The 26,255-nt window shown below is 60.0% G+C and carries 17 protein-coding genes; 8 read left to right on the top strand and 9 right to left on the bottom strand.

All coding sequences use genetic code 11. From position 1 onward, the window contains the following. The first annotated feature begins 9 nt into the window (after positions 1–9). Entirely contained in the window at positions 10–1,974 is a 1,965-nt protein-coding gene (locus NGM68_RS00795; RefSeq protein ID WP_252699761.1) for a polymer-forming cytoskeletal protein, read from the top strand. A gap of 274 nt (positions 1,975–2,248) precedes the next feature. On the opposite strand, the gene glmS is transcribed toward NGM68_RS00795, so the two are convergent. Next, positions 2,249–4,048, bottom strand: a complete 1,800-nt coding sequence (gene glmS, locus NGM68_RS00800) for a glutamine--fructose-6-phosphate transaminase (isomerizing) (protein ID WP_252699762.1) — start codon at positions 4,046–4,048, stop codon at positions 2,249–2,251. Then, the gene (locus NGM68_RS00805; RefSeq protein WP_252699763.1) at positions 4,048–5,226 is read right to left on the bottom strand and encodes a sugar phosphate nucleotidyltransferase; all 1,179 of its coding nucleotides are present in this window, start codon (positions 5,224–5,226) and stop codon (positions 4,048–4,050) included. The genes glmS and NGM68_RS00805 overlap by 1 nt, the downstream gene beginning before the upstream one ends. Before the next feature lie 276 nt (positions 5,227–5,502). On the opposite strand from NGM68_RS00805, the gene NGM68_RS00810 reads away from it, so the two are divergent. The 3 genes from NGM68_RS00810 (at position 5,503) to NGM68_RS00820 (ending at position 10,897) form a co-directional block, all read left to right on the top strand. Then, on the top strand, positions 5,503–6,738 hold the full coding sequence (locus NGM68_RS00810) for a hypothetical protein (RefSeq protein WP_252699764.1): 1,236 nt from the start codon (positions 5,503–5,505) through the stop codon (positions 6,736–6,738). A 261-nt stretch (positions 6,739–6,999) separates the two neighbouring features. Further along, positions 7,000–9,468 (top strand): PKD domain-containing protein, encoded by a 2,469-nt coding sequence (locus NGM68_RS00815; RefSeq protein WP_252699765.1) that lies wholly within the window; start codon positions 7,000–7,002, stop codon positions 9,466–9,468. 175 nt (positions 9,469–9,643) lie between these two features. Further along, positions 9,644–10,897: an RNA-guided endonuclease InsQ/TnpB family protein gene (locus NGM68_RS00820; RefSeq protein ID WP_252699766.1), complete on the top strand. Its 1,254-nt coding sequence runs from the start codon at positions 9,644–9,646 to the stop codon at positions 10,895–10,897. A gap of 402 nt (positions 10,898–11,299) precedes the next feature. On the opposite strand, the gene NGM68_RS00825 is transcribed toward NGM68_RS00820, so the two are convergent. After that, a complete protein-coding gene (locus tag NGM68_RS00825; RefSeq protein ID WP_252699767.1) occupies positions 11,300–12,817 on the bottom strand; it encodes a CARDB domain-containing protein in 1,518 nt (505 codons plus the stop codon). Between the two features lie 770 nt (positions 12,818–13,587). On the opposite strand from NGM68_RS00825, the gene NGM68_RS00830 reads away from it, so the two are divergent. After that, positions 13,588–14,436 (top strand): DUF8054 domain-containing protein, encoded by an 849-nt coding sequence (locus tag NGM68_RS00830; RefSeq protein WP_252699768.1) that lies wholly within the window; start codon positions 13,588–13,590, stop codon positions 14,434–14,436. Between the two features lie 215 nt (positions 14,437–14,651). Then, the gene (locus NGM68_RS00835; protein WP_252699769.1) at positions 14,652–15,095 is read left to right on the top strand and encodes a hypothetical protein; all 444 of its coding nucleotides are present in this window, start codon (positions 14,652–14,654) and stop codon (positions 15,093–15,095) included. Positions 15,096–15,434: 339 nt separating this feature from the next. Here NGM68_RS00835 and NGM68_RS00840 read toward each other — a convergent pair whose 3' ends face one another. Further along, positions 15,435–16,268 (bottom strand): hypothetical protein, encoded by an 834-nt coding sequence (locus NGM68_RS00840; protein WP_252699770.1) that lies wholly within the window; start codon positions 16,266–16,268, stop codon positions 15,435–15,437. A gap of 613 nt (positions 16,269–16,881) precedes the next feature. Between NGM68_RS00840 and NGM68_RS00845 the strand changes: the two genes are divergently transcribed. Further along, complete coding sequence (locus NGM68_RS00845) at positions 16,882–18,585, top strand: DUF1102 domain-containing protein (RefSeq protein WP_252699771.1); 1,704 nt, start codon at positions 16,882–16,884, stop codon at positions 18,583–18,585. Positions 18,586–18,748: 163 nt separating this feature from the next. On the opposite strand, the gene NGM68_RS00850 is transcribed toward NGM68_RS00845, so the two are convergent. Beyond that, positions 18,749–19,777, bottom strand: a complete 1,029-nt coding sequence (locus NGM68_RS00850) for a hypothetical protein (RefSeq protein ID WP_252699772.1) — start codon at positions 19,775–19,777, stop codon at positions 18,749–18,751. Between the two features lie 401 nt (positions 19,778–20,178). Here NGM68_RS00850 and NGM68_RS00855 point away from each other — a divergent pair, with 401 nt between their 5' ends. Then, entirely contained in the window at positions 20,179–20,391 is a 213-nt protein-coding gene (locus tag NGM68_RS00855) for a hypothetical protein (RefSeq protein WP_252699773.1), read from the top strand. Positions 20,392–20,678: 287 nt separating this feature from the next. On the opposite strand, the gene NGM68_RS00860 is transcribed toward NGM68_RS00855, so the two are convergent. The 4 genes from NGM68_RS00860 to NGM68_RS00875 form a co-directional block, all read right to left on the bottom strand. Further along, on the bottom strand, positions 20,679–22,046 hold the full coding sequence (locus NGM68_RS00860; protein WP_252699774.1) for a DUF1102 domain-containing protein: 1,368 nt from the start codon (positions 22,044–22,046) through the stop codon (positions 20,679–20,681). 57 nt (positions 22,047–22,103) lie between these two features. After that, the gene (locus tag NGM68_RS00865) at positions 22,104–22,760 is read right to left on the bottom strand and encodes a hypothetical protein (RefSeq protein ID WP_252699775.1); all 657 of its coding nucleotides are present in this window, start codon (positions 22,758–22,760) and stop codon (positions 22,104–22,106) included. 533 nt (positions 22,761–23,293) lie between these two features. After that, entirely contained in the window at positions 23,294–24,751 is a 1,458-nt protein-coding gene (locus tag NGM68_RS00870) for a DUF5305 domain-containing protein (RefSeq protein WP_252699776.1), read from the bottom strand. A 9-nt stretch (positions 24,752–24,760) separates the two neighbouring features. Next, positions 24,761–25,912, bottom strand: a complete 1,152-nt coding sequence (locus NGM68_RS00875) for a signal peptidase I (protein WP_252699777.1) — start codon at positions 25,910–25,912, stop codon at positions 24,761–24,763. Positions 25,913–26,255 lie beyond the last annotated feature (343 nt).

Genomic DNA, 26,255 nt, shown 5'->3' on the forward strand with positions numbered 1-26,255 from the left:
GTATCACCAATGAGTCCCACGAGCCGTGCCACATCACCTACGCCAGCGGCCTCCACAGAGCGCGGGCAATCGGAGCTCGTGGGCGTAGTGTTCCTGATGGGGTTCGTGGTCATTAGCGCTGTGGGCATTGCGCTCGTGGGGGGCAGCGCCCTCGACCACCTTCAGGGTCAGAGCCAGGACGAGACGGCCTCTCAGTCGCTCCAGCACATCAAAGGCGAGCTGGCCTCCCTCAAGCCAGGTGACGTGCAGGCGGTCACAATGGGTGAATCGGTTGCTGCGGAGACGCGCACCGATCCAACGGCCGGCAGGATGACGATCACCGTCGACGGGCGCGAGACCTCGTTCGTACTCGGTTCGATCATCTACGAGCGAGAGGGTACCCAGATCGCCTACCAGGGTGGGGGCGTCTGGCGACACACCGACGGACGGACACAGATGGTGAGCAGCCCGGATATCGCAATCGAGACTGCCGAGGGCGACATCTCGAGCATTCATTTCGACGTCAAGCGCCTCCAGGGGACGGGGCAGGCGGCGACCGACCTGCAGATGCGCTCGGCCGGACACAACCTGACCGCCGAGGAGATGTTCCCACATCGGTTGCCCCGTGGGCCGATGACCCTTGAGATCGAGTCCGTTTATTACGAAGGGTGGGCGGACTACTTCGCCGCCCAGGACGGGATTACCTACGCGGATGAGGGCGAGGGCCATATCGGCACCGTCCGCGTGGATGAGGCGGCCCAGACGATGATCCTCGAGGTGGATATCGACGAGGCGATCCCGGAGATTCACTCGGCCAGAATCGGCAGCGATGACGCCGGCTCCCAGCCGATCCACTTCGCCAACGGAACGCTGGTGACCAGCTACGACTCGGAGCTGGCACCGTCGGATGGATCTACGCCGACGGACTTTACCGACAGCGCCACCATCGCCGCGTGGACGGGGACGGCCAACTCCATCAGCATGGAGGTGGAGCTCAGAGGCGATCTGTACAACACGTTAGGGCAGCACTCCTCGGGAGAAGGAGATACGCTCGACTTCAATGATGCCGCGGTCGTGACGGGTGAGGTACACAGCGATTATCGGATCGATCTCGGTGGGGCGAAGGTGGGAACCGTGTACGTGAACCATACGGGTTCACAGGCGAATCACGCGAGTCTCACCATGGATGGCGGTACGATCAACGGCGACCTTCATGCCCATGGCGAGCCGTCATCGGACAACACCGTCGTCGAGATTCAGGGGTCGAGCCAGGTCAATGGCGACGTCCGCGTCGCTGGCGGCGACATCAGCGTGGACGACGAAGCGAATATCACCGGCGACGTCTGGGTGAGCGGTGAGTTCGACGGCAATAACGACAGCGTCATCGGCGAGATCCACGAACACGTCGCGGATCCTGAAGCCGAGAAGCCAACCGATAAGATTGCCCCCGAAGAGGCCGATCGAAGCTATGAGTTCACGTATACTGGAGATCTCGACGGGTGTGACGAGCACACGAACAACAACAATGAACTCAGCCTTGACGACGGCGATATGTGTACGCTCCGCTCCGGCGTGTACCACCTCGAAGAACTCCACGTGGCTGACGGCGCCACGTTGGAACTGGACACCTCGGACGGGCCGATCGTGTTGCATGTTGAAGGGCAGGTGACGATTGAGCCGGACGCGGAGATTCACCGACCGACTGATCCGTATCGGTCACCGTCGATCCAACTCGTCGTCGAGGGGAACCACGACGTTTCGCTCGGAAGTGAGTTCGCCGGCTTCATCGACGCCCGTGAGAGTTCTGTCGCCTTCGAAGAGGACGTGCCCCTGTATGGGGCCGTCATCGCTGAGCAGATTACCCTTGAACAGGGAGCAGCCATCTATTTCGACGAACGGCTTCTCGTCGAGGAGGGCGAAGAACTCGACTTTGTGCGGGCGGCCCAGTTCGTCTATTTCGATATCTCGGTCACGGAGATCGAAATTTCCGAGTGAGTCGGAACTGAATACTCACTGTGACGCCTCCGGTGTCGTGGGTGAAAATCTCGATGTCAGCGCGTGTTTCAGCGAAGTCACCCCAGCGGGTCGGGCGCCTGTTGTCGGTGCACTACCGGTGGCGAACCTCTCGTCGAATGCCAACTGGGTTGTGTCTCTATACTTTCCACCGGAACTACGAGTGTATGTCACTGGCACCGAGACGACGAGTTTGCCGTCGACTGTTGGCCCAGTCCAACACCAGAACCGGTACAAGCACAGATGAACGGCCCCCTCACTCGACGGTGACGCTCTTTGCTAAATGTCGAGGCTTGTCGATCGAGCGGCCCAACTCATGGGCCACCCAGTAGGCGACCAACTGTAACTGGACGTTGGCGGCGACCGAACTCGCGATGCCCTTGAGGGCGGGCACCTCGAGGACGTGATCGGCATAGCGTTCGACGTCCGACTGGCCGTCGGTGACGGCGACGACGGGGACGCCCCGGGCCTCGACCTCTTTGATGTTGCCGATGGTCTTCTCGGCTCGGTCGCCGTCCCCGGTCACGAGCGCAAACACCGGGGTTTGCTCGCCGACGAGGGCGAGTGGGCCGTGTTTCAACTCCCCGGCGGCGAACCCTTCGGCGTGTTTATACGTAATCTCTTTCAGCTTGAGCGCCCCCTCGAGGGCGACGGGATAGTGCAACCCGCGACCGATGAAAAAGTAGGCGTCGGCGTCGCGATACGCCTGGGCTACCTCCCGGGCGCACGAGGTATCGAGCACCTGCTGGATGGCGTCGGCGATCGAGCGGAGCGACTGCACCAGTTCACGCGAGCGCCGGCCGCTGAGTGCGGCTGCGACCATCGTGAGCGCAGCTTGCTGGCTCGCAAAGGATTTGGTTGCGGCGACGCTGATCTCCGGCCCGGCACGGATGTAGACGACGTGATCACACTCGCGGGCGGCCGAACTGCCGACGACGTTCGTGACGGCGAGCGTCGTCGCCCCGGCACGGTTGGCCTCCCGCAGGGCACGCATGGTGTCGGCGGTCTCGCCGCTCTGGGTGACGCCGACGACGAGCGACGACTCGGTCAGCGGTACGCTCGCGGCGTCGAACTCACTGGCCAGCATGGCCCGGGCATCCACGCCCCACCGATTCAACAGCGTGACGCCGACCATTGCGGCGTGATATGAGGTGCCACACGCGACGAGCGTGACCGGCCCCTCCCAGGTGAGGTCGGCCAGTTCCTCGAGTTCGATGCGGCCCGTGAGTTCGTTAAGCCGCCCGCGGAGACACTCACGGATGGCGTTGGGCTGTTCGTGAATCTCCTTGAGCATGTAGTGGTCGTAGCCGCTCTTGCCGGCGTCCTCGGCGTCCCACTCGATCGTCTCGACCGTGGTCTCGACGGTTTCGCCGGCCGCGTCGGTGATTCTCACGTGGTCGGGCGTGATCGTCGCGAACTCACCGTCCTCAAGGTAGATCACCTGGTCGGTGTACTCGATGAACGCCGGCACGTCACTGGCAAGGTAGTGCCCATCCTGCCCTATGCCGAGGACGAGCGGCGACTCGTGTCGGGCCGCGTACACGGTGTCGCTCCCCTCGAAGACGGCTGCGATGGCGTAACTCCCCTCGAGTCGCTCGATCGCCTGCCTGAACGCCGACTCGGGCTCTAGTCCCTGGTCGAGCCCCTGTGCAATCAGGTGGGGGACGACCTCGGTGTCGGTGTCGCTCTCGAAGTGAATGCCGCCCTCGGAGAGTTCCGTCCGAAGTGACTGGTAGTTCTCGATGATGCCGTTGTGGACGACGGCGACCTGCCCTTCGGCGTCCGTATGGGGGTGGGCGTTGTAATCGGAGGGCGGCCCATGTGTACTCCAGCGGGTGTGGCCAATGCCGACGGATTCGCTGGCGAGGTCAGCCTCGGCGAGTGCCGACTCGAGAGAGGAGACCTCGCCCTGGCGTTTGTGCACGTCGATCGGTGAGTTCGCGAGGGCGATGCCCGCCGAGTCATAGCCCCGGTACTCGAGTCCAGCGAGGCCGTCGAGCAAGACATCGAGGGCGTCACTTTCCTGGGGGCCAACGAAGCCGATGATGCCACACATCAGCCACGCACCTCCACGTCGTCGTCGATCGTCCCACGGATGGTCGAGCCGGCGTGGACGTGGACGTCTGCACCGACGATCGCCCCCGGACAGTACGTGGCTCCGCCCTCGTCTTGTGCATGATCGGCGATCAACGCCCCGAATTCGACGTCGCGGTGGACGGAATTGTTTATCATGACGTCACTCGGGCCACCGACGACCGCCGAAGCGGGCCCGATCCGGGCGCCTCGGCCGGTCACACAGTCACGAACCGTCGCCCCGGCTTCGATACGCGTATCTGAGTCGATCACGGCGTGTGTTACGGTGGTGTTTGCCCCGACGGTCACGTTCTCACCGAGACAGACGTTTGGCCCGACGACGGCCCCTGGCCCGACGACACAATCGGGTGTGATCACGACGGGATCGACGATCGTCGCCGACTCGTGGACGTATGCGTCGGCGGAGATCTCGTTCCCGCCTTCGACAAGGTCATCGAGGAGATCGTCGGCGATTTGGAGTAAGTCCCACGGATACGTCGCATCGACCCAGACGCCATCGGAAATCGTGCCGCGAACGTCGGCACTGCCCTCGACCAGCTTCGAAATGGCGTCGATGAGCGTGTGTTCACCGACGCGCGGATCGACCGCTCGGATCGCGTCGAAAATCGTCTCATCGAAGACATAGACTCCAGCGTTGAGATAGTACTCACGGTCATCGAGGGGATTCTCGACGATTTCGATTACCTCCCCATCGCTACACAGCACGCCCCCATACTCGCCAACTTCGCGTGCCGGAATCAATCCAAGCGTCGCTGTTGGTGAGGTTCGTTCGTGCGCCTCGAGGACGTCATCGAGGATGTTGACGTCGACGAGTTGGTCACCGTAGACAACGAGCGTCGGCCCATCGAGTTCCGATTCCGCGGCTAACAGCGCGTGACCGCTCCCGAGGAGTTTGTCCTGGGTGACGTACCTGATCGGCACGTTTCGGTACGTCGGGCCAAAGTGAGACTGCACCCGTGAACGCTGGTAGCCGACTACGGCGGTGATCTCCGTGACCCCAGCATCGATGAGTGCATCAAAGACGTGCTCGAGTATCGGCTTCGTCGCCGCAGGCAACATCGGCTTCGGCCGGTGTTTCGTCAGCGGTCGAAGCCGACTCCCCTCCCCAGCTGCAAGAACTATCGCAGACCATTCGTTCATATCCAACCAGAGAAGTGGCTAACAACGTTATTCTTTTGGCTTGATACTTTCACGAACACCTTGGGGGAGAAAATGGTAGCGGTCTGTAAAGTCCACCTTGTATTTACATTCCAGTAGTCAACTACCCACTACGGATCTTGGGCGCGTTGAGTATTGGATCTGTCCTAGATCCGTCCCCTCACTCGTTTGAGCCTCCACCCTCCTTCGAGAACGTTCGCTCGAGATGGACACTCTCTCAGGACAAACATTTTATCCACTCGTGAGCGAGTGACGGGTATGAACAGCCCTCCTCGAATAGTTGCCCTCGGCCTCGGGTTCGTGCTGGTCGTCGCCCTCTCACTCGCAATGCTCGTCGGTGCCAGTTCAGGCTACGAGCTTACAGTCGACGACGGAATCTCGACGCCTACACAGTCTGTTGAAATCGACGGCGACGAGTACGATATCGAAGGCGTCGGCGTCGTCACCCCTGGGGATCAGATCTCGATCACGGTGACGTCAGCGGAGGACTATCGCATTTTTCTCTACAACCAGGACGGACAGAGTGAGTTTAACGCGGGGTGGTCTGCCGATGAAGAACACATCACGATAGGTACTGCCGACGACGACCTCGACACAGCCGAGCTGGCCCCCGGAACGTATCTGTTATCGCTCGAGCCTCGTGGAGAGGGGAGACAGGCAGTATACCCGGTCGTCGTCGAAGGCTACGATCTTGAGCTTTCCTTCCCGAACGAAATCGATTCGTCGAGCGCGCTCGAGGTGACAGCCACGGTCGAACGAACTGCGCTCGATGAGGAACCTGCGGACGTCTCGGTTGCGATCTGGGATGGCGATGACGTGACCGAACTCACCCTCGATCGAGATGGTGAGGGGAGTTACTCGACCGTGCTCGAGGCCGGTTCACTCGAGAGTGGAACCTACGACGTATACGGTGGCATTTCGAGTGATTCGTCCGATGGCCATCACTCCGCTCTCGCCGTTACCAACGGGGGAACGCTGACTGTGTTTACGGACTCAGATGACTCGGACGATGCCGGTGACCATGATGATGCGGACTCAGATGACTCGGATGACGCTGCTGACGAGAGGGAAGGGGACGACTCAGACGACTCGGGTGAGTCAGACAGCGGAGCAAGCGACGACGGTGACACAGATGGGGCGGCGGACGATTCGGACTCAGATGACTCGGGTGGCGACGACGACCACACTGATCACGATGGAGATAGCGACGATGGCTCGAGTGACGAGGGCTCCGAGGATGGCGACACCGACGGTGAGAGTGATGATGAGACGGAACCGACCGATGATGATGCACCGGTGACGGAGAGCGATGACGACGATGAGGAACGTGACGGGGATGCCGACGACCGAACCGTTATCGATCGGAACGAAAGCACGGGTGATGACGGTACCGACGACGACGGTCTCGGGAATTCATGGCTGTTAATCGGTGGGAGTCTGTTTGCCCTGCTCTTCGTTGCCCGGTTGCTGGGTTCCCCTTCCACTGAAAGTTAACCGTCCCTTCACCCCTTCTCGGTGCAGATATACTTGACCTCCTCCCGCGCCTGAAGACGCGGGTATGCGCTCGCACTATGTATCACTCCGTGTGGGTGACGACCCCACCTCGAACGCTGCTATGACACTCAATGTGACGAAGTGGTGTGTGAGAACGACACACCACAGAATCGAAACGCACTGACTCGAGAATATCATCTCCCGAAAGGTTAAGATTCGGGAGTTTCATGTTCAGCTATGAAAGGTGCAGGACGTGTCTGGGTGGTTCTTCTCGTAGCTCTCGCGCTCGTGATCTCTCCGATCGCGGGCACCGCGGGTGCAGCGATTGGAGCTACACCGATGGCGAACTCGACGAGTATCGATGACGATGAACGAATAACGATCACTGATCAGGTATCTGTCTGGGATCGGTCGGCGGTGACACTCCGCGCTGATTCGAGCGCGGAGGGTGCCGTCAGTGTTGACTTCTTGGCTGATCTGAAGGCCCCTGACGATGAATATTATTCTTCATTCCGCCAAAACCTAACCGTCTTCAAACAGGGAAAGACTGTTCCGGTTCACTTCGATACGAACGTTCAGTCATCGAGTTCCTTTGATGAGAACGACGAGGTACAGATTCTCACCGCGAAACTTCACGATGACGCGGATGTGGGCGCGCTGCCGATGTCCAACGGTGACCTGTCTGATGCGTTCACACAGGAGAACCTGGATAATCTCAACGAGAACGTCTCGTTCTCACTCGAGCCGAAGAAGAAGGCACTCGATGAGGATGGCGAACTCACGTACCAGTTCGAGGACGAAGGCGCGGGCATGTACGCCCTGTTTGTGGCGACTGGGGATGGCCTTTCAGTCGACGATAACGATCTCGAGATCATCGACGACACGACCATCGTCGGCGTCGAACACCTCGCTGTCCAAGAAAACCCTTCGGAGGTCACCGTTGACGATGATGGAGTGCTCCCCGGGGACACCGTCACGTTCGATGCCGAGGCTACTGACCTCGAGGGAGAGATCGATCACACGGTGATTCTGTACGATGAAGAGACGTATCTCGACTTCGTCATCAACATCACCGATCAGATAGATGGTGACTTCTCGGCCAGCGATATCGTGATCGAACACGACATCGAGTCGATAAACGGCGTCCAGTCGCTCGAGGACGACGTCTCGTTCCTCGGGATGGATATTGGTGCTCAATCGGTCTCGGGCGTCACCCACGTCGGCGACATTATCTCCTTCATCACGAGCGAGGCCGGTGATGCTGTCGACGCCGACATCGATGGGCCACAGACGAAAGCCACTGGCGACGTCGTCCTCAACGCCTCCTCGACGGCGATTGCCGACGCAGGAACGACCGCCGAGATCGACGTCGAGACGTTTGGGAACTGGTCTGAAGGTGACTATCGCTGGGTACACGTCGCTACCGGTGACTCGAGCGATGCGTTCCAGACCAATACGGGAACGATCTCGCTCGAAGAAGAGAAGGACACGACACCTCCACCAGGGCCACCAGCGCCACCGGGGCCGCCGGATGACCCACCGGTTGGCCCACCGGAAGTGCCGGTTGATCCACTGCCGTTCGCCAGCTTCGACGAACTGCAGGTGGCGGCCGTTGACGAGAAGACCGGCCTTCCAACGGCGCGGTTCAGTCCGGAGTCACCAGTCGGCTGGGTCGCTTTGCAGACCGACACCGAGATCGAGGTGCTCGTCCAGGGCTTCGATCTCTCGAACCCACCGGAAGAGCTCACGTCGGTACCGGATGACACTATCTCGCTCCAGTCGATTACTGTCGCCGAAGGGTACGAAAATACCCCCGGAACGATCGAGTTCCGCGTCGACAAGACGACGGTCGATGAGACCAAAGTCGATCAAGGGGCGCTGACCGTCCTCCGGTATGATGCGGCTGCCGGCGAGTGGGAAGCGCTCGAGACTGAGGTTGTTGGGACGACCGGTGATCGTATCATCCTCGAAGCGGAGACGCCACGGTTCTCGTACTTCGCGGTCGCGGAGACCGAGACGACACCGGAGACGACGCCCCCAACCGCAAACATCGAAATCTTGCCGGATTCGACGATCGAAGAGGGTGACACGGCAACGCTGTCGGCTGCAGGATCCGATCCCGGAAGCGGCGAGATCGTTGGCTATGAGTGGAAACTCGATGATGAGAAGATCGGTAACGGAGAAGAACTCGAGATCACGCCCGATGCTGGTGAATACGAAGTTGAGTTGACGGTCGTTACCGACGAGGACGAAAGCGATACCACAACCGCTACGCTCACCGTCCAAGTGCGAATCGTCGACCCGAGTGAGAAACACCGTGTCGAGATCACCGTGACGGACAACGATGGAGACCCGATTGAAGGGGCGACGGTCACGATCGGCGATGAGGAAGTGACGACGGGTGCTGACGGCATTGCGACGTTCGACCTCGAGAACAACGTTTACACGGCAACGATCACTGCAGACGGGTATGAAACGGTCACGCAGGAGGTCGATGTCGACGGCCAGGAAACGGAATTCGCGATCCAGATGGCTTCTGCAGTCGAGGATGATGGCTGGCCGGTCTGGCTCCTCATCTTGGTGGTGCTGGGTCTGATGGGGCTCGCGATCGGTGGGCTCTATATCAAGTACCTGCAGGAGGAAGAGGATCTCGACCTTCAGGAGGAGTTCGAAAAGCTCCGCGAGAGTCTCAACGAACGCCGCAAAGACGTGAGCAACCGCTTCAACTAAACGGTAGCGCGGAGTCCCCTTCCTCAAGCACGAGCGAAGCGAGCGGTAGGGAGGGGAGGAGCGCGTTCGTATAGTCGTTCGAAAGGCGGGCCTTTCGTGATGACGAGAGACTCTGTCTCTCGAACCACTGTGCAAAACGCCAGCCTATACATAGCCACGGAGCTACATTGAATATGTGGCAGACGACTACGTGCGTCGGACGGCAATCACCCGCCTCTCGGTAGACGACGAGCAACGCGACGTGCTCGAAGAGACCATCACCGAGTGGAAACGGGGCTGCCAACTCGCCACAGGCCTCGCGTGGGGACATTGCAACACCAAGAGCGATGTGCAACCCCTCGCCTACGACGCTGTGCGCGAAGATACTAACCTCGGTAGTCAGCACGCGATCCTCGCTACCCACCAAGCTGCAGAAGCCATCACTGGGTGTATCGAACGCCGGTCGAAAGGAAAGAAGGTCAGCAAGCCGACGTTCACCGCGCCGACCGTAACGTACGATACGCGGACGATGACGGTGTTTGATGACGATACTGTCTCCCTCTCCACTACGGAAAGTCGGGTTCGGTGTCCGCTTGACCTTCCCGACGCCGACGATGGCTACCAGCGACAGTACCTCGACTCGGACGAATGGAGCGTTACGGAAAGCACGCTCACTGCCCGCGACGGTGAGTTCTTCTTGCATATCGGCTTCCGCCGGTACAAGAACGACACCGAACGAAATACCGCCGAGGACGGAACGGTTCTCGGGGTTGACCTCGGTATCGAAAACCTCGCCGTTACCAGTACCGCCTACTTTTTCAGCGGGCGGAAGCTAACCCACCGGCTTCGCGAGTTCGAGAAGGTACGCGCCGGATTGCAACAGACCGGAACGCGAAGTGCTCACCGAACACTCGTACAGTCGAGTGGCCGGGAACTTCGTTACGTCCGTGACGTTCTCCACCGGGCGTCGAACGCGTTGATAGATGAAGCACTCCGCTACGACTGTGACGTTATCGCGTTCGAGAACCTAACCCATATCCGCGACCGAACCGGTGCGTCGTGGGGTCACAAGTGGGCGTTCCGAACGCTCTACGAATACGTCGAGTACAAAGCCGAAGCCGTCGGTATCTCGGTGAAGCAAGTCGGGTCGGCGTACACGTCGAAGCGGTGTTCTGAGTGCGGATTTACCGCAAGCGAGAATCGCTCGTCGCGTAACGAGTTCCGATGCGTGAAGTGTGGGTCGGAAGCGAACGCCGATTACAATGCGGCGAAGAACATCGGTATGCGGTATGTCCGCCGGGGCCAACAGTCGTCTCGGCGGACGGGCAACAGTCAACTCACCCTGAAGTCTGGAACGGTGACGCCGAAGCGCGGATTTACCGGCTACCCCGACGGGTTCGAGGCCGAGTTCACGGACAAGCCCCACCCTCAAAGCGCCGAAGGCGCTTAGGGTGGGGTAGTTGACCTGAAAATACTACTAGTTAATGCTATAAAAATCGAAAGAATATTTCATTCACGTGCAGTCAACGACTGACAGACCGTTCGAGGAACCTGTACCCGTCCGTATGACCGGGCCGTTCACGCCTAATTCGCTTCTCGATCCCCACGATAGACACACTACCCACTGCAGTCTGGCCACGGGCTGACGGGCATTGTAAGCAAATACTATGGTCTCCACGACACCGGATGCGCCACTCGAACGGGTAGTCTTTTAATCTTCCCGAGTCGCGAACGAACACGACCGTCTGTCTCGACCGATCGACACCTATATTCGGGTATCAGCGATGCCGACGATCGTCGAAACTCGTCGAGTCGTCGTCCGAAGCGCTCGTTATCGACCCCGTGCCCCCGACTACCGCGAGTGTCGAACCCGCCAGATCGTTCCGAAGGCGATCGAACCCGCCAGGAGGAGCCCCGCGACCCCCAACGCTCCGAATCCACCCTCTTCCTCGATCGGTTCGCCACGTTCGTCCGGTTCGTCCGGGGTTTCCACCGTCTCCTCTTCTTCCTCGTCGTCGCCACCTGTGTCAGGTGCCGTCGGTTCGTCGGCCTCGAGGACGGTGAGCGTCACCGGTTCGGCGTCACCGACCCCGATCTCGTACTCGCCCGGCTCGTCGATCGTGAGTTCGAACGTCTCAGTGACCGACACACCGGCGTCGACACTCGCCACGATCGTCTCGCGTTCGTCGCCGTCGACCGTCACCGCCAGCTCGTCGGTTCCGTTCACCCGGCCACTGTTCTCGATCGTCGTCGTGACGGTGACTGCCTCGCCAACCGTGACCGTCGAAGGTTCGAGCGCAAGGTCTGTCACGGTCAACACCGGAGCATCGGCCGTCAGTGCGTGCGTCGAGAACACGTCGAGCCTCGCCTCGAGGACGACCGCCTCCGCAGTTTCGTCGACGACCGTCGTATCACTCGGCTCCCAGCGATCGGCTTCCTCGTCGTAGCTGTGGACGGTGATGGTCTCCGGATCGGCCCCGGTCGCGTTGAGCCAGTCTCGATCGATCGCGTATCGGTACTCGACGTCGCGGATCGTCTCCGCCTCCGACGCGTTTCGAACGGTGTAGGAACCGATCTCGACGGTACCAGTTTCAGACGGGAGCCGCTCCAGCCGCTGGTCGTGCTCGGCCACCTCCGCAGCGTCGAGCGTGAACGTCGGATCGCCGCGACCGTTGAAGCGCACAGTCAGTTCCTCGAGCATGACGTTCGACCCGATCTGGAACGCATGGGCGTCGCCGGTCAGCGCGATGTGGGATCTGGCGTGTTCGATCGTCACGACGCGGGTGACGTTGTCGGGCGCGTCGATCTCGATCGTCGCCCGCGGCGAGGCAACGTACACCCTGCTGTCGGCGATGGTCGCGTGGACGGTGAACGTCCCGACGATCTGATCTCCCGCCTCGAGGCCCTCGCTGTCCACCGAAAACCCGACGGCAACGCGCTCGTTCGGGCCGAGCACGGTGGCGTTTTCCTCGTCACCGATCACTCCCGATTCCGTGTGGAATTCGAGGCGTTCGTCGTCGGTTTCGATCCAGACCGTTGTGCCCTCGGATCCGGTGTACTCGAGTTCGAAGACGTCGTCGATGCCCGTGAACGCGGACGGTGGGACGCCGTCGACCGCCGTGTTCGGGTTCCCGCTGGTCAGGTCGATCATCAGGTGGCCGTCCTCGTCGATCACGACGTAGTCGCCGTTCGGCCCCGAACTGGGGGTGGCGATCAGGTCGTCGATCTCCTCGAGGGTGTCGACCCCGCGGTCGTTCCCGTCTTCGCTCGAGTTGCCGTCGAAACCCGGTGGAAGGACGCCCGCACTCGTCGCTCCGATACCGGCGGCCAGGAGTACGACCGTCAGCAACAATCCAGTGACTCGTTTCATGTGACCACACCCGGTGGTCGACGTCCTCCCTGTAGCAGTCGTACGTTGGCTAGCATTGTTCCCCCGGATGCACGCGAACGTGTCGGTGCACCCCCTTGCTCCGCCACTTTCGAACACAGGGGTATGGTAATAGTCACGTTGCACTAACCCAACGAGTGATCGATACACGCCAACGTTCGCATGTGTTCGTTCTATCCAGCCGTTCGGCCGGTAGGGGAGGGTTCGTGGCCGGTGCATTGTCGTTTCTGGGTCGATTATTCGATTATTCGATTATCCGACTATCCGACTATCCGACCCCAGTTCTCGACCGACCCTGCTACAAGTCGAGTAACATCCGTCACAGCTCCTCGAGAACGATTCAGGTGGCCTGTAAAATCGTACTGGCTCACACAGTCATCACTATGGTATGGTGTGAAGGAGAACCGACTCCACTCGAGATGCCGGTGAGTCGAAACGCGTCGGCGTGTTGCGGTGTCGAAGCCGATTTCGTGTCGATGGTGGGTGGTGGATTGCAGCAGCGGAATCGGCTCTCGTTTACCACGGCGTTTCATCCCGTGTGGGGTTCCCCATCGAGCCGGTGACACTCCAGGGGTATGGTAATACGCCTGTTGTAGACGGAACAATGTCGAATTTCGAAGTTGACGTCGACCGTTGCTCCCTTGACGTACAGTTCTGGACGCGCGTCTCGCCGGATAACTGAAGCTAACATCCGGGTTTCACCGGTACAACCTCTCTATACCTTAGTATCCCGACCCGAAACGGGTTCCTCAATGGGGACACCAACGCGAACGATTGATCGGCTCAGAGCATCGGAGTACACCGGAGCCAACAGGTGCCTCCCGTGTACGATCGTCAACGCGGTCATCGCCTGTGTGATTGCCGTTGCCGCCGCAATACTGTGGATTCCCGCGGGAATCGTCACCTTGCTGGCGTGCGCCGTCGTCATCTACGTTCGGGGCTATCTCATCCCGGGAACGCCGGCACTGACCGCCAGATACCTTCCCGAGCGCGTTCTCGCCTGGTTCGACAAAGGCGAGGTACTCGAGCCGGCCGACCCTGATTCTGCCCATGAATACGCAACCCCTGTTCAGTCGAACGACGACTCGGAGGCGGTGGACGTCGAGAAACTGTTGTTCTCCAGCGACATCGTAGAGGAGGATCCACGAGGGGACGACATCCAGCTCACCCGACCCTTCCGAGACGCGTGGTGGCGACACATCAGACGCTTCCGGGATGGGGGAGACGCGACCGCACAGCTCGCCGCGGTACTCGAGGTACCCTCCGATGCTCTCACGATTGAGCCCGACGGCGATCGATTCGTCGTCTCGTTCGAGGGAGCGCCGATCGGGCGATGGCCCTCCGATGCGGCGTTCTACGCCGATCTCGCCGTCGAGCCGACGCTCCGCGAACGGATTCCCGAGTGGGACGAACTGGGTGATCGGACTCGAACGGAACTGATCGCCGGAATGCGGGCGTTTCTCGAACAGTGTCCGACGTGTGACGCCACCCTCGACCCCGTCGAGGACGTCCGCAAGTCGTGTTGCTCGAGCGATTTCACGAGCGTGAACGTCGATTGTACGGCGTGTGGCGCTCGGGTGTTCAGCGGGTCGTATCGGTGACGGTGGAAACACCAGCCGACGATTGCGGAAGACTCGAGCGGCACGAGTGCAGCTATCCGATCCGTTCTTCCGGTGGGAATTGGACGTTGGGCGCGTGCTATCGAATGTTGTGAGAAAACACGCGCCGCCTGAAAGCTGGCTACGAGCGATAGGGGGTCGGAACGACTGATGAACTGCCAACGTAGTTTATAACACTTGTGGCCGAACGATCGGCTATGTCTTGGGGAAGGCTTGGGGGGACGTTCGATCGCGTCCGATCCGTCATCGGATACGACGACACGACCAATGGGCAAACCACGACGACCGAGCGGAACCGAGCGACTGCAACCGAAATAGCCGCCGGGGAAGGGACTCCTCCTGCGCAGATCAACGAAGAAGAGCCACTCGAGACCCTCGAACCGACCGATAGCGACCTCGAGTCGCTCCTCGGTGACGTCTCCGACGTGTCCACCACCGCTGATGAAGCGGGCGGTACGACGTCGGATCCCTCCTCGGACGACGAGGAGATCGTCGAGGCGCTCGACGAGGCGTTCGTCGATCTCGAGTGGATGGTCGGTCAAGAGACTGCAGACCCGACCGATGGTCTCGAGGTGTCACCGGAAGAGACCCGTTTCGAGTGGGTCGATCCGACGTCGCTCGAGGCCGTCGACGGGCAGTAACCCGTCGGCGACGACTGGGTATTTTGTTCGGTGGAACGGGAAGGCAGTTTTTTCGCCTCACTGAACGTCGAATCGACGCCAAACGAGTTGGACGACACAGCGGTGGTCAGCGTCTCGAGCTGATCGCGGTCGCTGCACGACGCTCGAGGTGTAACGGGTGAATTCGAACTCGACCTCGAGCCCGTCGAAGACGTGGCACCCCTCCTTGGCGTCCCTCAACGGCGTGAACGCTGAGTGTGCGTCACCGTTCGGTAAGGTCTGGTAGTAATCGTGCCGGTAAAACCGAACCAGAGCGGACGTCCAGGAAGGAACTGGACGGATGGTGGGGCGTCCATTCGGTTAGTTGCTCCCACAGTACTCTGCGTCCACGTGTATGCCGTAGTAGGGATATCGTTCGACGGAGACACCCGTTTCGCGGCCTTTGTACGTCGAGAACAGACCGGGTGCGGGGTTACCCGATGGAGCTTCGTCGTATCCCTGGATTTTGATCGCTTCCTCGCCGTCCTGTAGCGACCACCCGTCGTGAAAGTCGATGCCGATCTCCACGACCCCATCGGATGAATCGTCGAACGTCACGGTTCCAGCCTTACTGGTCTGTCCAGCGAGGAGGTCGTGAGTCGACCCGTCCACCCACGGTGTATACGTGGCCCAGCTTCCGGTGCCGTCACTCGAGTATGGTTCGCCGTCAACCCAGGCAGTCTCCGATTCGCAGGGGCACTCACAGGAGACCTCGATCTGCCTGTCACGATCCGTTTCCACCGAGAACTCCTCTCCGGCGGCCTCGACGCCGAAGGTGATCGTCGTCGTGCGTACGTTGGAGGCGGTACAGTCGACGTCGACGGAAACCACCCCGGACTCCCCGATCCCCAGGGTGTCGGGGTACGTGAGACCCCCGACGCGAACGTCGTCATTGGACACGTCGAGTTCAACGTCGAGCGCGGTAATCGCGGCTTTGAGCTGATTAGTGATCGTAATGAGGTCGACCGTGTGTGTACACTCGATCACGGGTTCGACATCGGCGTACTTTAGCGAAAGGTACGCATCTTCGTCGCCCTCGACCCGTATTCTGACCTCTCGCTGTGATTTGGCCGTCGAGTACGCACCACTCCCGAGGAGTGCGCTCCCACCGATGCTAGCTGCCGCCGTTCCGACAATAAATCTCCGTCGTTTCATGTCCCCCTCCACGGCTTCCCCAACCGCTTGGGTACCCTTTTTTCTCGAAGTACTTGGTCATAATCTCGTAGCCCAGTGTACAACGAACGGTTGCACGTGATCTATACGAGACAACCTCGAGCTGTAACCGATCGATGCAGAGCGAGAGAACTCGAGTGACCGGGTTGTGCCCCCTCATCGGATCACCACCCTGTGCAGTTTGGGTTGGAAGTGTTCGGATGGGGCGGAGGCATTCCATCCAGGTCACCGTGTTCATCGTTTTTTGCTCTTCTCGAGTGAGTTGCTGGTCACGCGCCGTGCGGAGCGGGGTCGTGGCAGGCGGTTGCTGTCTCTCTGGCAGATGCCCGTCCCTGCTGGCAACTCGAGGTCGTCACTGATCGCTTGGGGATCTATTTCACAGAGCGGCTCTCAGCCGACGCGAATTCGTCTTCTATTGGTCATCTATCTACCATTGCGGAAAATAATTGTTCGATGTAGATTTCCAATATTCCATGTCTGATTAGTATATTATCAATACACATGTTGCTGCATATTGTTGCATCTTCGTACATCCACTGCCCGACAGCGGCAGACGGGTGCGCAAACCAACGAAACTATGGAGCGACGAAAATTTTTGGTCGGAGTCGGTAGTGCCTCCCTCGGCGGAAGTGCATTGCTTGGCACCGGCGCGTTCAGCAGAGTCGAATCGAACCGAGCCGTCACGATTCAGGTCGCGGCGGATCCTGACGCCTACCTCGGACTGGACGAGTGTGAGACGTTACACGGGGACAACTACGTCGAATTAGACGATAATGGGCACCTGTACGTCGATATCTCGGAGAATCCGAACGCCGGTGAGGGGGTCAATTCGAACTCCCGAACGTGGTTTCACAACGTCTTCCAGATCTGTAACCAGGGGAAAGAAGACGCCTGCGTCTGGATTGAGCGGGACGACAACTGGCCGGTCGTCGAGAGCGGCCCGTACGAGGGTGACCCACGGGTCGACTTCTACCTCGAGGACGATGAAGAGGCGTCGATACTCGGTGCCGAGAACGCCACAGCGGTCAGACTCGGCGAGTGTTACTGTATCGGGATCCGGACGAACACCCACGGGATCAACGCGAACGACGAAGCGGCACTCCTCGATGATCTCGAAGATACGATCACGCTGGTGGCGGACGTGGAGTGTCCCGATCCGGATGCCCCACCCGAGTGTGTCGAACCGAAAGAAGCGACCTGGGACGAAATCGGTGAGAGGGACGAGGCTGGTGGGCCAGTCATCGTTATGGGGCTGGATTCGGAGTTGGCACCCGGGAGTGATGGTCACGGACCACCGGAAGAGCATGCCGAGATGGTTGCCTCACTACTCGACGATGTCACCAATGGGCAGGACGGAATACTCGTGTTGGGTGGGAACCCTACCTCCTACTCGAATATCATCGATTACTGGGAGGGCGATGTTGGCAAGGATCCACAGGTCGACGAAGACGTAGACTTCGTGTACGAAGAGGACGAGATGGAAACAGTCGACTTCGACAACTACGCTATGCTCGGGGTCGTCAGTGGAGACGACCAACTCGGCTGGGGATCTGGTAACGGCCTCACCAACAGTCAGAACGAGGTACTGATCGATCGTTCTGACGACATCGCTGACTTCGTCAATGCTGGAGGCGGCCTGCTCGTCAAAACCCAGGATGGGCTGGACGACCCGGCTGGCTTCCTTGGTCCACTTGGGCAGTTCGATGGACTGTTCGGGATCGATGGCGCAGGCTACGGTGATGCACCCGACACCATCGAAATCACCGAAGCCGGCGAAGAGCTTGGCCTCGATGCCGGGCCTGATGGAAGTGGTATGAACAACTGGGAGAGCTGGTGCTGCTGGCACGACGTCTACACCGAATACCCCGATTTCCTCGAGGTGTTAGCGTGGAACACTGACTCCACGTCGGCCGGTGAGGGTCATGCAGCGGCCCTCGGCGGCGACCAGGTACTGGTTCCGCGCGAAGTCGCGCTTTCCATCACCGGCGTCAATGCACTTGGTGACGGTCAGTCGTCGTCCTATAAGGTCGAACTCGAGAACCAAGGAGGTGAGACGATCGAGGGTGACTTCGAGATCGATGTCATCAGTGGTGGCGTCTCGATCGATCACCAGCTGCCCGATGGCGAACTCGAACTCGGATCTGGTGAAGGCGAAACGTGGGAGGATGGCCTCGAACTAACTGCTGACGGGCCAGGTATGCTGGAAATCGAAGTCGCGTTCACTGACGAAGATGGCGTCGAGTTAGTATCAGTGAATATGATGGTCGATTCTATCCCCGAAGATCCTGGCATCTGCTGAGGTGTCTCTCGGTTATCTGCCGTTTTTCGGTTGCCTATCGGTTACGGTCGCTTGTAGCTGACAGGTATCGCACTTTGATTCGTTTTTGCGGAGGAACGGTAGCTGTACGGTGTCTCAACGGTGCTGTATCGAAAAAATAACCGTTAGTTTTGGGCTATCGTCCTCAACAGATCTGCGTGAACGTCCCGGAGCCTGTGCTTTCTCTCCCCCCGGAAACGATTTGCAGTTCGTTCCCCGGGAATACATCCGGGTGAAGGTATTGGCCAACTTCGACGGTTCTCGAGCAACTCACGTGGAACTCATCATCGGGATCCTCTTCTCCGTCTTGAACCACGCTGATTCCCTCCCCATCGACGTAGAACCGGGTTTCTGGTGCTCCTTGCGTAAGAAGATCCAGTGTAAACGTGCCCCCTGCATCGACGTCGTCGTCGAATAGCTCCTCCCAGTTGTTGGGCCCCCCAGTCGCTCGTTGCTCGACCTGGATCGACTTAGTTTCGGTTCCGGTATTCTCGATGGTCAGGTGGCTCAAGCGGCCGACATCCCCTTCGGGACCACAGACGCCGCACTCCGACGGTTCGTCACCGTTTCTAGGCTCGGGACAGTCGACGTCGGCGTTGATGACGATACTGTTTCCGAGCGCCTCTAGGAGTTCGTCGCCCTCGGACAACCCGTGCGTGCGCGTCTTGATTCCGACACAAAAACAATCCCCGAGTTCGAGACTCCTCCTGTTTTCCTCCCCGATGAGCGATCGTTCGTCGTCGTCGCCGACGTAAAACTCGACGCGGCGTTCGCCCTCGTACTGTCCCTCGTCGACGCGCGGCCACGACTCGCTGTCCGAAATCCAGACACAGACGTCTTCTTTCCCTTGGTTGCAGATCTGGAAGACGTTGTGAAACCACGTTCGGGAGTTCGAATTGACCCCGTCACCGAGCGGTGAATCACCGATCGTTGGGTTATCTGGGTTCATCAGGATCTCGAGGTGGCCGTTCCCGTCGGGGTGTGCGTAACTCCCGTTGGGAGTTGGCTGATCGCCACCGCACTTGTCGAGTCCAAGGTACGCATCCCGGTCCTCGGCCACCGCAATCGTGACGTTTCGATTCGATTCGACTCGGCTGAACGCCCCGGTTCCGAGGAGGGCACTCCCCCCGAGCGAGGCGCTGCCGACGCCCATCAAAAATTTTCTTCGTTCCATGGTATTCCCCCACGCCTGAGCGCGGATACTCGGTAGAGGATTTCACGCGACGTATGGATGCACTCGTTGTCCGTCCACCAACCACACCGTGTCCGGGTACAACCTGACTTTGGCCGTCGATGTGGCGACTGTCTCGAGGATTGAATCGTGTACACAATCCCTCGAATTTGATCCCTGGTCGTCGCTGATCTCGGACGACCTGGTTGGCACGGACGAGACTCGAAACTCGAGGTTGTACACCGGTACGAAGTCTATAGATATGACCTGGGAATTCCTCTTTCGATCAACCGACGGGTGACGACTGGGATGGAACAATACGCTCGACAATTCGAGCTCGATGTCGGCGAAGGACGGCGGAGTCACAACGCTGTGAGGGATCGCCGGGCGGCAGGTGACCGACCGTGATCGTCTGTTCACACTGCCAGACGTCCCAGTTCCTCCAGATCACCGAGAGTACTATGAAATGTCGCGACGGTGACGTCCGAACCCTCGAGGAGTACTATCACTGCACGCAGTGTGACGGAAGGGGCGTCTACTGGTACTTCCTCAAGAAGGAGTGTGTCAGCGGTGCCGTCGAACTGACGGACGAACGACCTCGAATGATCGAGCAGTGACGTCCCCTCACGGAACCGGTGAGGCCGTACGGGGGAACTGCCCGTTCACTGTGACCATCATCTCACTCGAGTAGTGCGAACCGGCGGGTTCGAGCACGTCTGCCCCGTCACGTTTGTCCCCTCGAGCGAGTTCAGGTGGTTATGGACGCTCGGGGGGATCGTGCTCACGAACCTGCTGACGCCGTTCGACCCGGGCGGTGTATACGTAGTTCGTTTGGATACACAGCACTCCCGGTACCGACTCGAGTGATTTGAAAATAATCGAAAATCGACCGAATCCGCTGGCGTTATTCGCCGTCGATGAACCCACACCGTGCGAGATCCGAGTATCCCTGTGTGTTCGCCACTGGATCGTCCTCATTGTGGGCACCGGTCTCCAGGTCGACCGTCCACCAGTCACCGTCCCAGGCGTGGTGGGCCCAGAGAACGCCGTCGTCGTCGAACGCGAGCTGCTTGTTCGTCGCATAGTCCTCGTCGGAACCGTCCGTAATCAGTTCCTGCGTGTCGGTGTCATCGAGGTCGATGCTGAAGAGCGTGGTTCCCCGATCCGACGAGGCCGTGCTGACGTACAACGTTGCGGCGTCTCGATCGATGGCCAGGTCGCCCAGTCCGATATCTGCGGCGACATCTTCGTCCAGGTCGACGACGACTCTGGTATCCACACCGCCTACCCCATCAAGTTTCGCCGCCTTGAGCTCGTCTCCTCCTTCTTCGATGAACAGGTACTCGCCCATTTCGTCCCAGAACGCAGCCCCGGCGATACCTGCACCGCCGGTGGTGATATCGCCGTACTCCTCGAGACCCATGTTACCGTCCTCGTTCATCGTGAACAGGACGCCGTCCGTGCCCTCGAAGTCCTCGGCGAAGTAGAACACGTCGTTCTCGTCGTCGAACGCGAGTCCGTTCGGCCTCGCGATGTCGTGTGGGCTCATGTTGCCGATGTTACCGACCGTTTCGGTGACAATTTCATCGCTGGCAGCGTCGTACCGGATCTCGTGGATCTCCGTCGGATCCTCCATCGTAGTGCCGTAGAACGGACACTCCGGCAGTGGTGGTCGCTCGAAGCAAACCCCGTCGACGTCGGCATTGATCTGGATCGTGTTCTCCAGATCCTCGAGTAGTTCGTCGGCCTCCACGAGGTCGTAGGATCGAACCCGCAGGCCAACGCAGATGCAGTCACCGAGTCCCAACTCGTAGGCGTTCTCCTCGCCGATGAGCGACCGATCGTCGTCGTCGCCGAGGTAGAACTCGACGCGTCGTTCACCCTCGTACTGTCCCTCGTCGACGCGCGGCCACGACTCGCTGTCCGAAATCCAGACACAGACGTCTTCTTTCCCCTGGTTGCAGATCTGGAAGACGTTGTCGAACCACGTCGTTGAGTTCGAGTTGATACCGGCCCCGAGGTACTCGGCTTGTTCCCCGTTGTGGGTCGGGTTGTCCTCGTTCATGAGGAGTTCGAGGTGGCCGTTGTCGTCGAGATGTGCGTAACTCCCGTTGGGCGTCGGATTGTCGTGACCGCCACACTTGTCGAGCCCGAGGTACGCGTCCGGATCTTCCGCGACTGCGATCGTCACCGATCGATTCGATTCGACCCGGCTGAACGCGCCGGTTCCGAGTAAGGCGCTGCCTCCGATGCTGGCACTCCCCACCCCCATTACAAACTGTCTTCGTTTCATAATGAATTGATTGTCAGTCGTTTCTCGAGCGGTGAGTTACTCGGGCACCGAGCCAGCACCGTCGGAGATGGCAGTGACGACGGCGTCCCCACTGACTAGCGGTTCGCCCGCGGTCGCGTCGATACCGAACGTGCTGGTGACGATCGATGCGGTCACACACTCCCCGACGTCGAGGGCGACGGCACCGGGGCCGTGAACCCATCCGTCGTCGTCATCGCGGATGATCGACTGGTCGTAAATCTCCAGGTTTTCGTTGGTGACCTGAACGTCTGCGACCGGCTCGCCCGCGTCGTTGATTCCGTCGTTGGAACTCGAGTGGAACTCCAGGCCGCCAACGTCGATGTAGACGAGCGCCTCGTCTTTCCCCTGATTACAGATTTCGAACATGCCGTTGAACCAGGTTCGGGAGTTCGAATTGACGCCTTCGCCGATGGGGCCGTCACCGCCGACGTCCTGCTGATCTCCCTCGCCGTCGATCTGGACGTACAGGTGGCCGTTCTCGTCGAGCGCCACGTAGTTCTGACTGTTGGGCGTGTCCAGAGGCTTGAGTCCGAGGTAGGCATCCTCGTCCGTCGCAACCGCGATGTTCACCGCACGAGTCGATTCGACTCGAGAGAACGCGCCCGTACCGAGCAGTGCGCTTCCACCGAGTGCTGTTCCGCCAACGCCGACCAGGAAGTTTCGTCGTTTCATAGTCTTGCTCCGAGGCACGGGTCTATTGCGCCCGAACCTCTTACTCCAGGCCGTTGCTTGCAGCCCCCGTATGTATTCACAAATTGTCTATTTTCGACCCGAGGGTACCCTGATATTGTTCACTCGGGCACTGAATTGGCGATGAAAACGGGCACCGACAACGAGGGATTGGTGGATGGTGTCCCCACCATGTCCCAGTTCTACGCTCGCTTGCGGCGGTACACGTCGACGTTTCCGTACGCCTTGACAGGAACAGTCGTAGCAACAGTAGCCAGAAATCGGTAGCAGGCGTTCGGGTCAACGGAGATTGTACTGGCTCGAGTATTGGGGGTGTCCGAGCCTTGGTACGTACGATCGACCACATCGTCGGCCCTGCTCCAGCGGTCGAAACCGGGTGCTGTGCGGAGGACACGATTTGTATATGGCGGCGGTGAACCCTGCCCACCGAACGCGGCGAGTCCAGGTATCAAATGAAAGATTGCCACTCCGATCACAGACTCGTTTTATGTTCGAATGGTATTGACGGTCAGTGGCTACTCGAGTGGTTCCCCATCATTGACCGGTTCATCCGAGTCACCCGCTTCGACGGTGGTCTCCGTGGTACCGACGTTGTCGTCAGGAACCTCGGTATCGGAACGGTGGGCGCCGTCGCGGTCTTCGTCTCCGACGGTAGCGATCGAGTCGGCCCAGTCGTCGGAATCGGTGGCTTCGTCGTGACGATCGACGGTATCATCCTGAAAGAGCATCTGGCCGCCTGAACCGTCTCCCGGGACGGAATCGACGAGTAACTCGAGTCTCTCGTCCTGGATGGCAGTCCCGGTTTCGCCCGCCCGCTCACTTTCGGTAGATGGGGCCGTTTCCCTGGACGGTGTGTCTTCGATGTCTCCGCCAGAGGTCTCGCGCCAATCGGGTTCGTGGACGTGATAGACGTCCCCTTCGACGACGTAGTAAGCCCCCCGCCGCCTGTCCTCGATCACGCGTCGGTCGGAGTCGATGGCGACGTCCACGATTCCTTCGAGGGAGTCGATGTCGATGCGCGGCCCTTCGAGATCGGCTTCCCCGACCCGGCCGGTACTGATCCAATCGTCGAACGCCTCGCGCTGGCTGACCGCCTCGAACAGTTGGCGTTCTTCGTTGGTGACGGTAATCCATCCCGTGTGTCGACCGTAGCCGAGGGTGGCGATACCCACCAATCCGAACAGCATCAGTCCGAGCGAGCCGTACGACCGGAGCGGCCCGTAGCGCTGCTCAACCTCGAACGACTCGGTGAACGCGTGCTCACCGACGTTTTCGGTGTCGGTCTCGACGCCGTACGTCGAGCCGCCCGTCTCCAGGACGTACGCCGCGGTGTGTCTATTCGAGACCGGCTCGTCGTTCACCGTTCCGGCGACTCTCGTGGTAACCACGACTGTGGCTTCACTGGTACCGGGACTGGCCCCAAGACTGTTTTCGATCGCCTCGATCCGGGATTCCACGTCGCTTACGTTGACGTCGAACGAGAGCTGCATCTCTTGACCCGGTTTCAGCCCTTCGACGGCGTCCTGTCGGAGGGGCTCTCGCTCGCTCCAGTACGCGTTGCCGTCGTCGTCGACCGACTGGAGTAACAGGGACATATCGACGTCGACGTCGAACTCCCCGTCCGGAGCGTCGTACGCGTACGCGTACGTCCCCTCGAGTGTCGGCGAGATCCGTGTGTAGTACAACGGTTGGTTGCGCAGCACCTCGCCGTCGCTGAACACGGGATTTGGCCGCTGGACTTCGGCCTGATGACTGAGCGTCGGCTGTTCGACCCACGTGTCGATCGTCTGCTCCTCCTCGGTCAGTGCCGGGTCTACGTGTGGTTCGTACGCGAGCCACCCACCCGCCATGACTGTCGCGAGGAGCACCCCGATCACGAGCAGGAATCGCCGGTCGAGGAACTGGCGAAGGCGGATGCGTCGACGGTCGTCGTCGGATAGTTCGTCGGTCGTGGATGCTGTAGAGCGTGTCATGTGTGTGAATTAGTCAAAGAAGCCGCCGGTTCGAGATCGCGTGCGCTGTCGGAGTCGAATCCTGTGACTGGTTCCGCCGAACAGTGTCCAGCTGACGATCAGCGGTGTGGCAACGACGGCATTGACGGCCAGGTAGGGCGTCCACGGGTGGATCGCGTACAACGCGCCGATCACCGTCGGCGGCAGAACCAGCAGGTACCGATACTCCGTCATCGATTCGACGTGGTAGCCGGTTTCGTCGTTCGCGTGGAGGGTTACCGTCGAATTGACCGACTCGTTGGCCGACAGTCTGTGTGGCTCGATGTCCGTCTCGATGCCGCTGCTGCGGGGCTCGAGATAGGAGACGATAGGGACGACTCCACCGTTGTGGATCGTGTACTCGAACTCGTCCGTCTCCCCCACGGGGATGATCGTCGGGTTCGCAGAGCCGCTCCCGTCGGTGCTGACGATGCCGTAACTCTCGGTTCCCACGGGAACGACCATCGCTGCGGTCGCACCGGCACACAGGAGGAGGACGCACGCGAGGAGGATGTACCTGGAGTCGATTCCGGTGGATCGAGTTCGTGATCGTTCGTCCGATCCCGTTCGCAGGCGTTTGCCCCTCCCTGTCAGCATGCTCGAGCCGAACAACACGACCCCGAGACCGAACAACACGTACGTCAGTTCGTCGGAGCCGACCTGTTGCCAGCCAAAGAGGCCGGCGATCGTCCCCTCCACCCGGTCGATGCCGCTCTGGAGGGCCATCACGCCCGTCCCGAGGTGGGGGATGCGGACGACCTCCCCGTTCATCGTGAGCGCAACGGTCAGGATCTGGCCGTCCGTCACCGGCGGCTCGTTCCGGCTCTGATCCGGGAACGGGTTGGCGTCACCCTGAGTCAGGTAGCCGTTCCCCTGCGTCCCGACCACGCGGTGGGTCGTCGGCCGTCCGCCGTGAAGCTCCTCGGCTTCGAACGTGACGACGTCGCCCTGCTCTATCTCACCGGCGACGGCCGCTGGAATGGCGACGAACCCATCACCGGCGTTCAGCGTCGGCTCCATGCTCCCGGTCTCTACGTACGCGAACAACACTGGCTGTCCGAGTAGGTAGCCCACACCGAGTGAGATGACCAGTACGACGAGTACGATGGCCAACGCGTATTCCGCAAGCGTCCTGACTCTCATTATCCCCCTCTACCGTGTCGATTCGGTTCGCCCAGTTTCGACCACGGACGATCAGCAGACCGACTCTCGATCACTGCTCAGTTCCTGTCCTCCCCCTGTCGTCGATACGTTCTCGTTCGTATCTCTGCGGTGACGTTATCGGTCACCCCCATATACATACTGACGTTGTACCCCGCTTTTCGACACGAACACCCTCGAGAACGGGCCCGACATCCACACAACTCGGCTGAGCTCGAGAATTGGCGACTATCAACCGGTGCGCGTGACAATTGGTCGATGATCCATACGTCAACGCGTCTGTGACTCTCATCTGTTCCAGACGCCGTTTGAGATTGGGCGTACT

Origin of the sequence: Natronosalvus vescus (assembly GCF_023973145.1) — an archaeon.
GTDB classification, from domain to species: domain Archaea; phylum Halobacteriota; class Halobacteria; order Halobacteriales; family Natrialbaceae; genus Natronosalvus; species Natronosalvus vescus.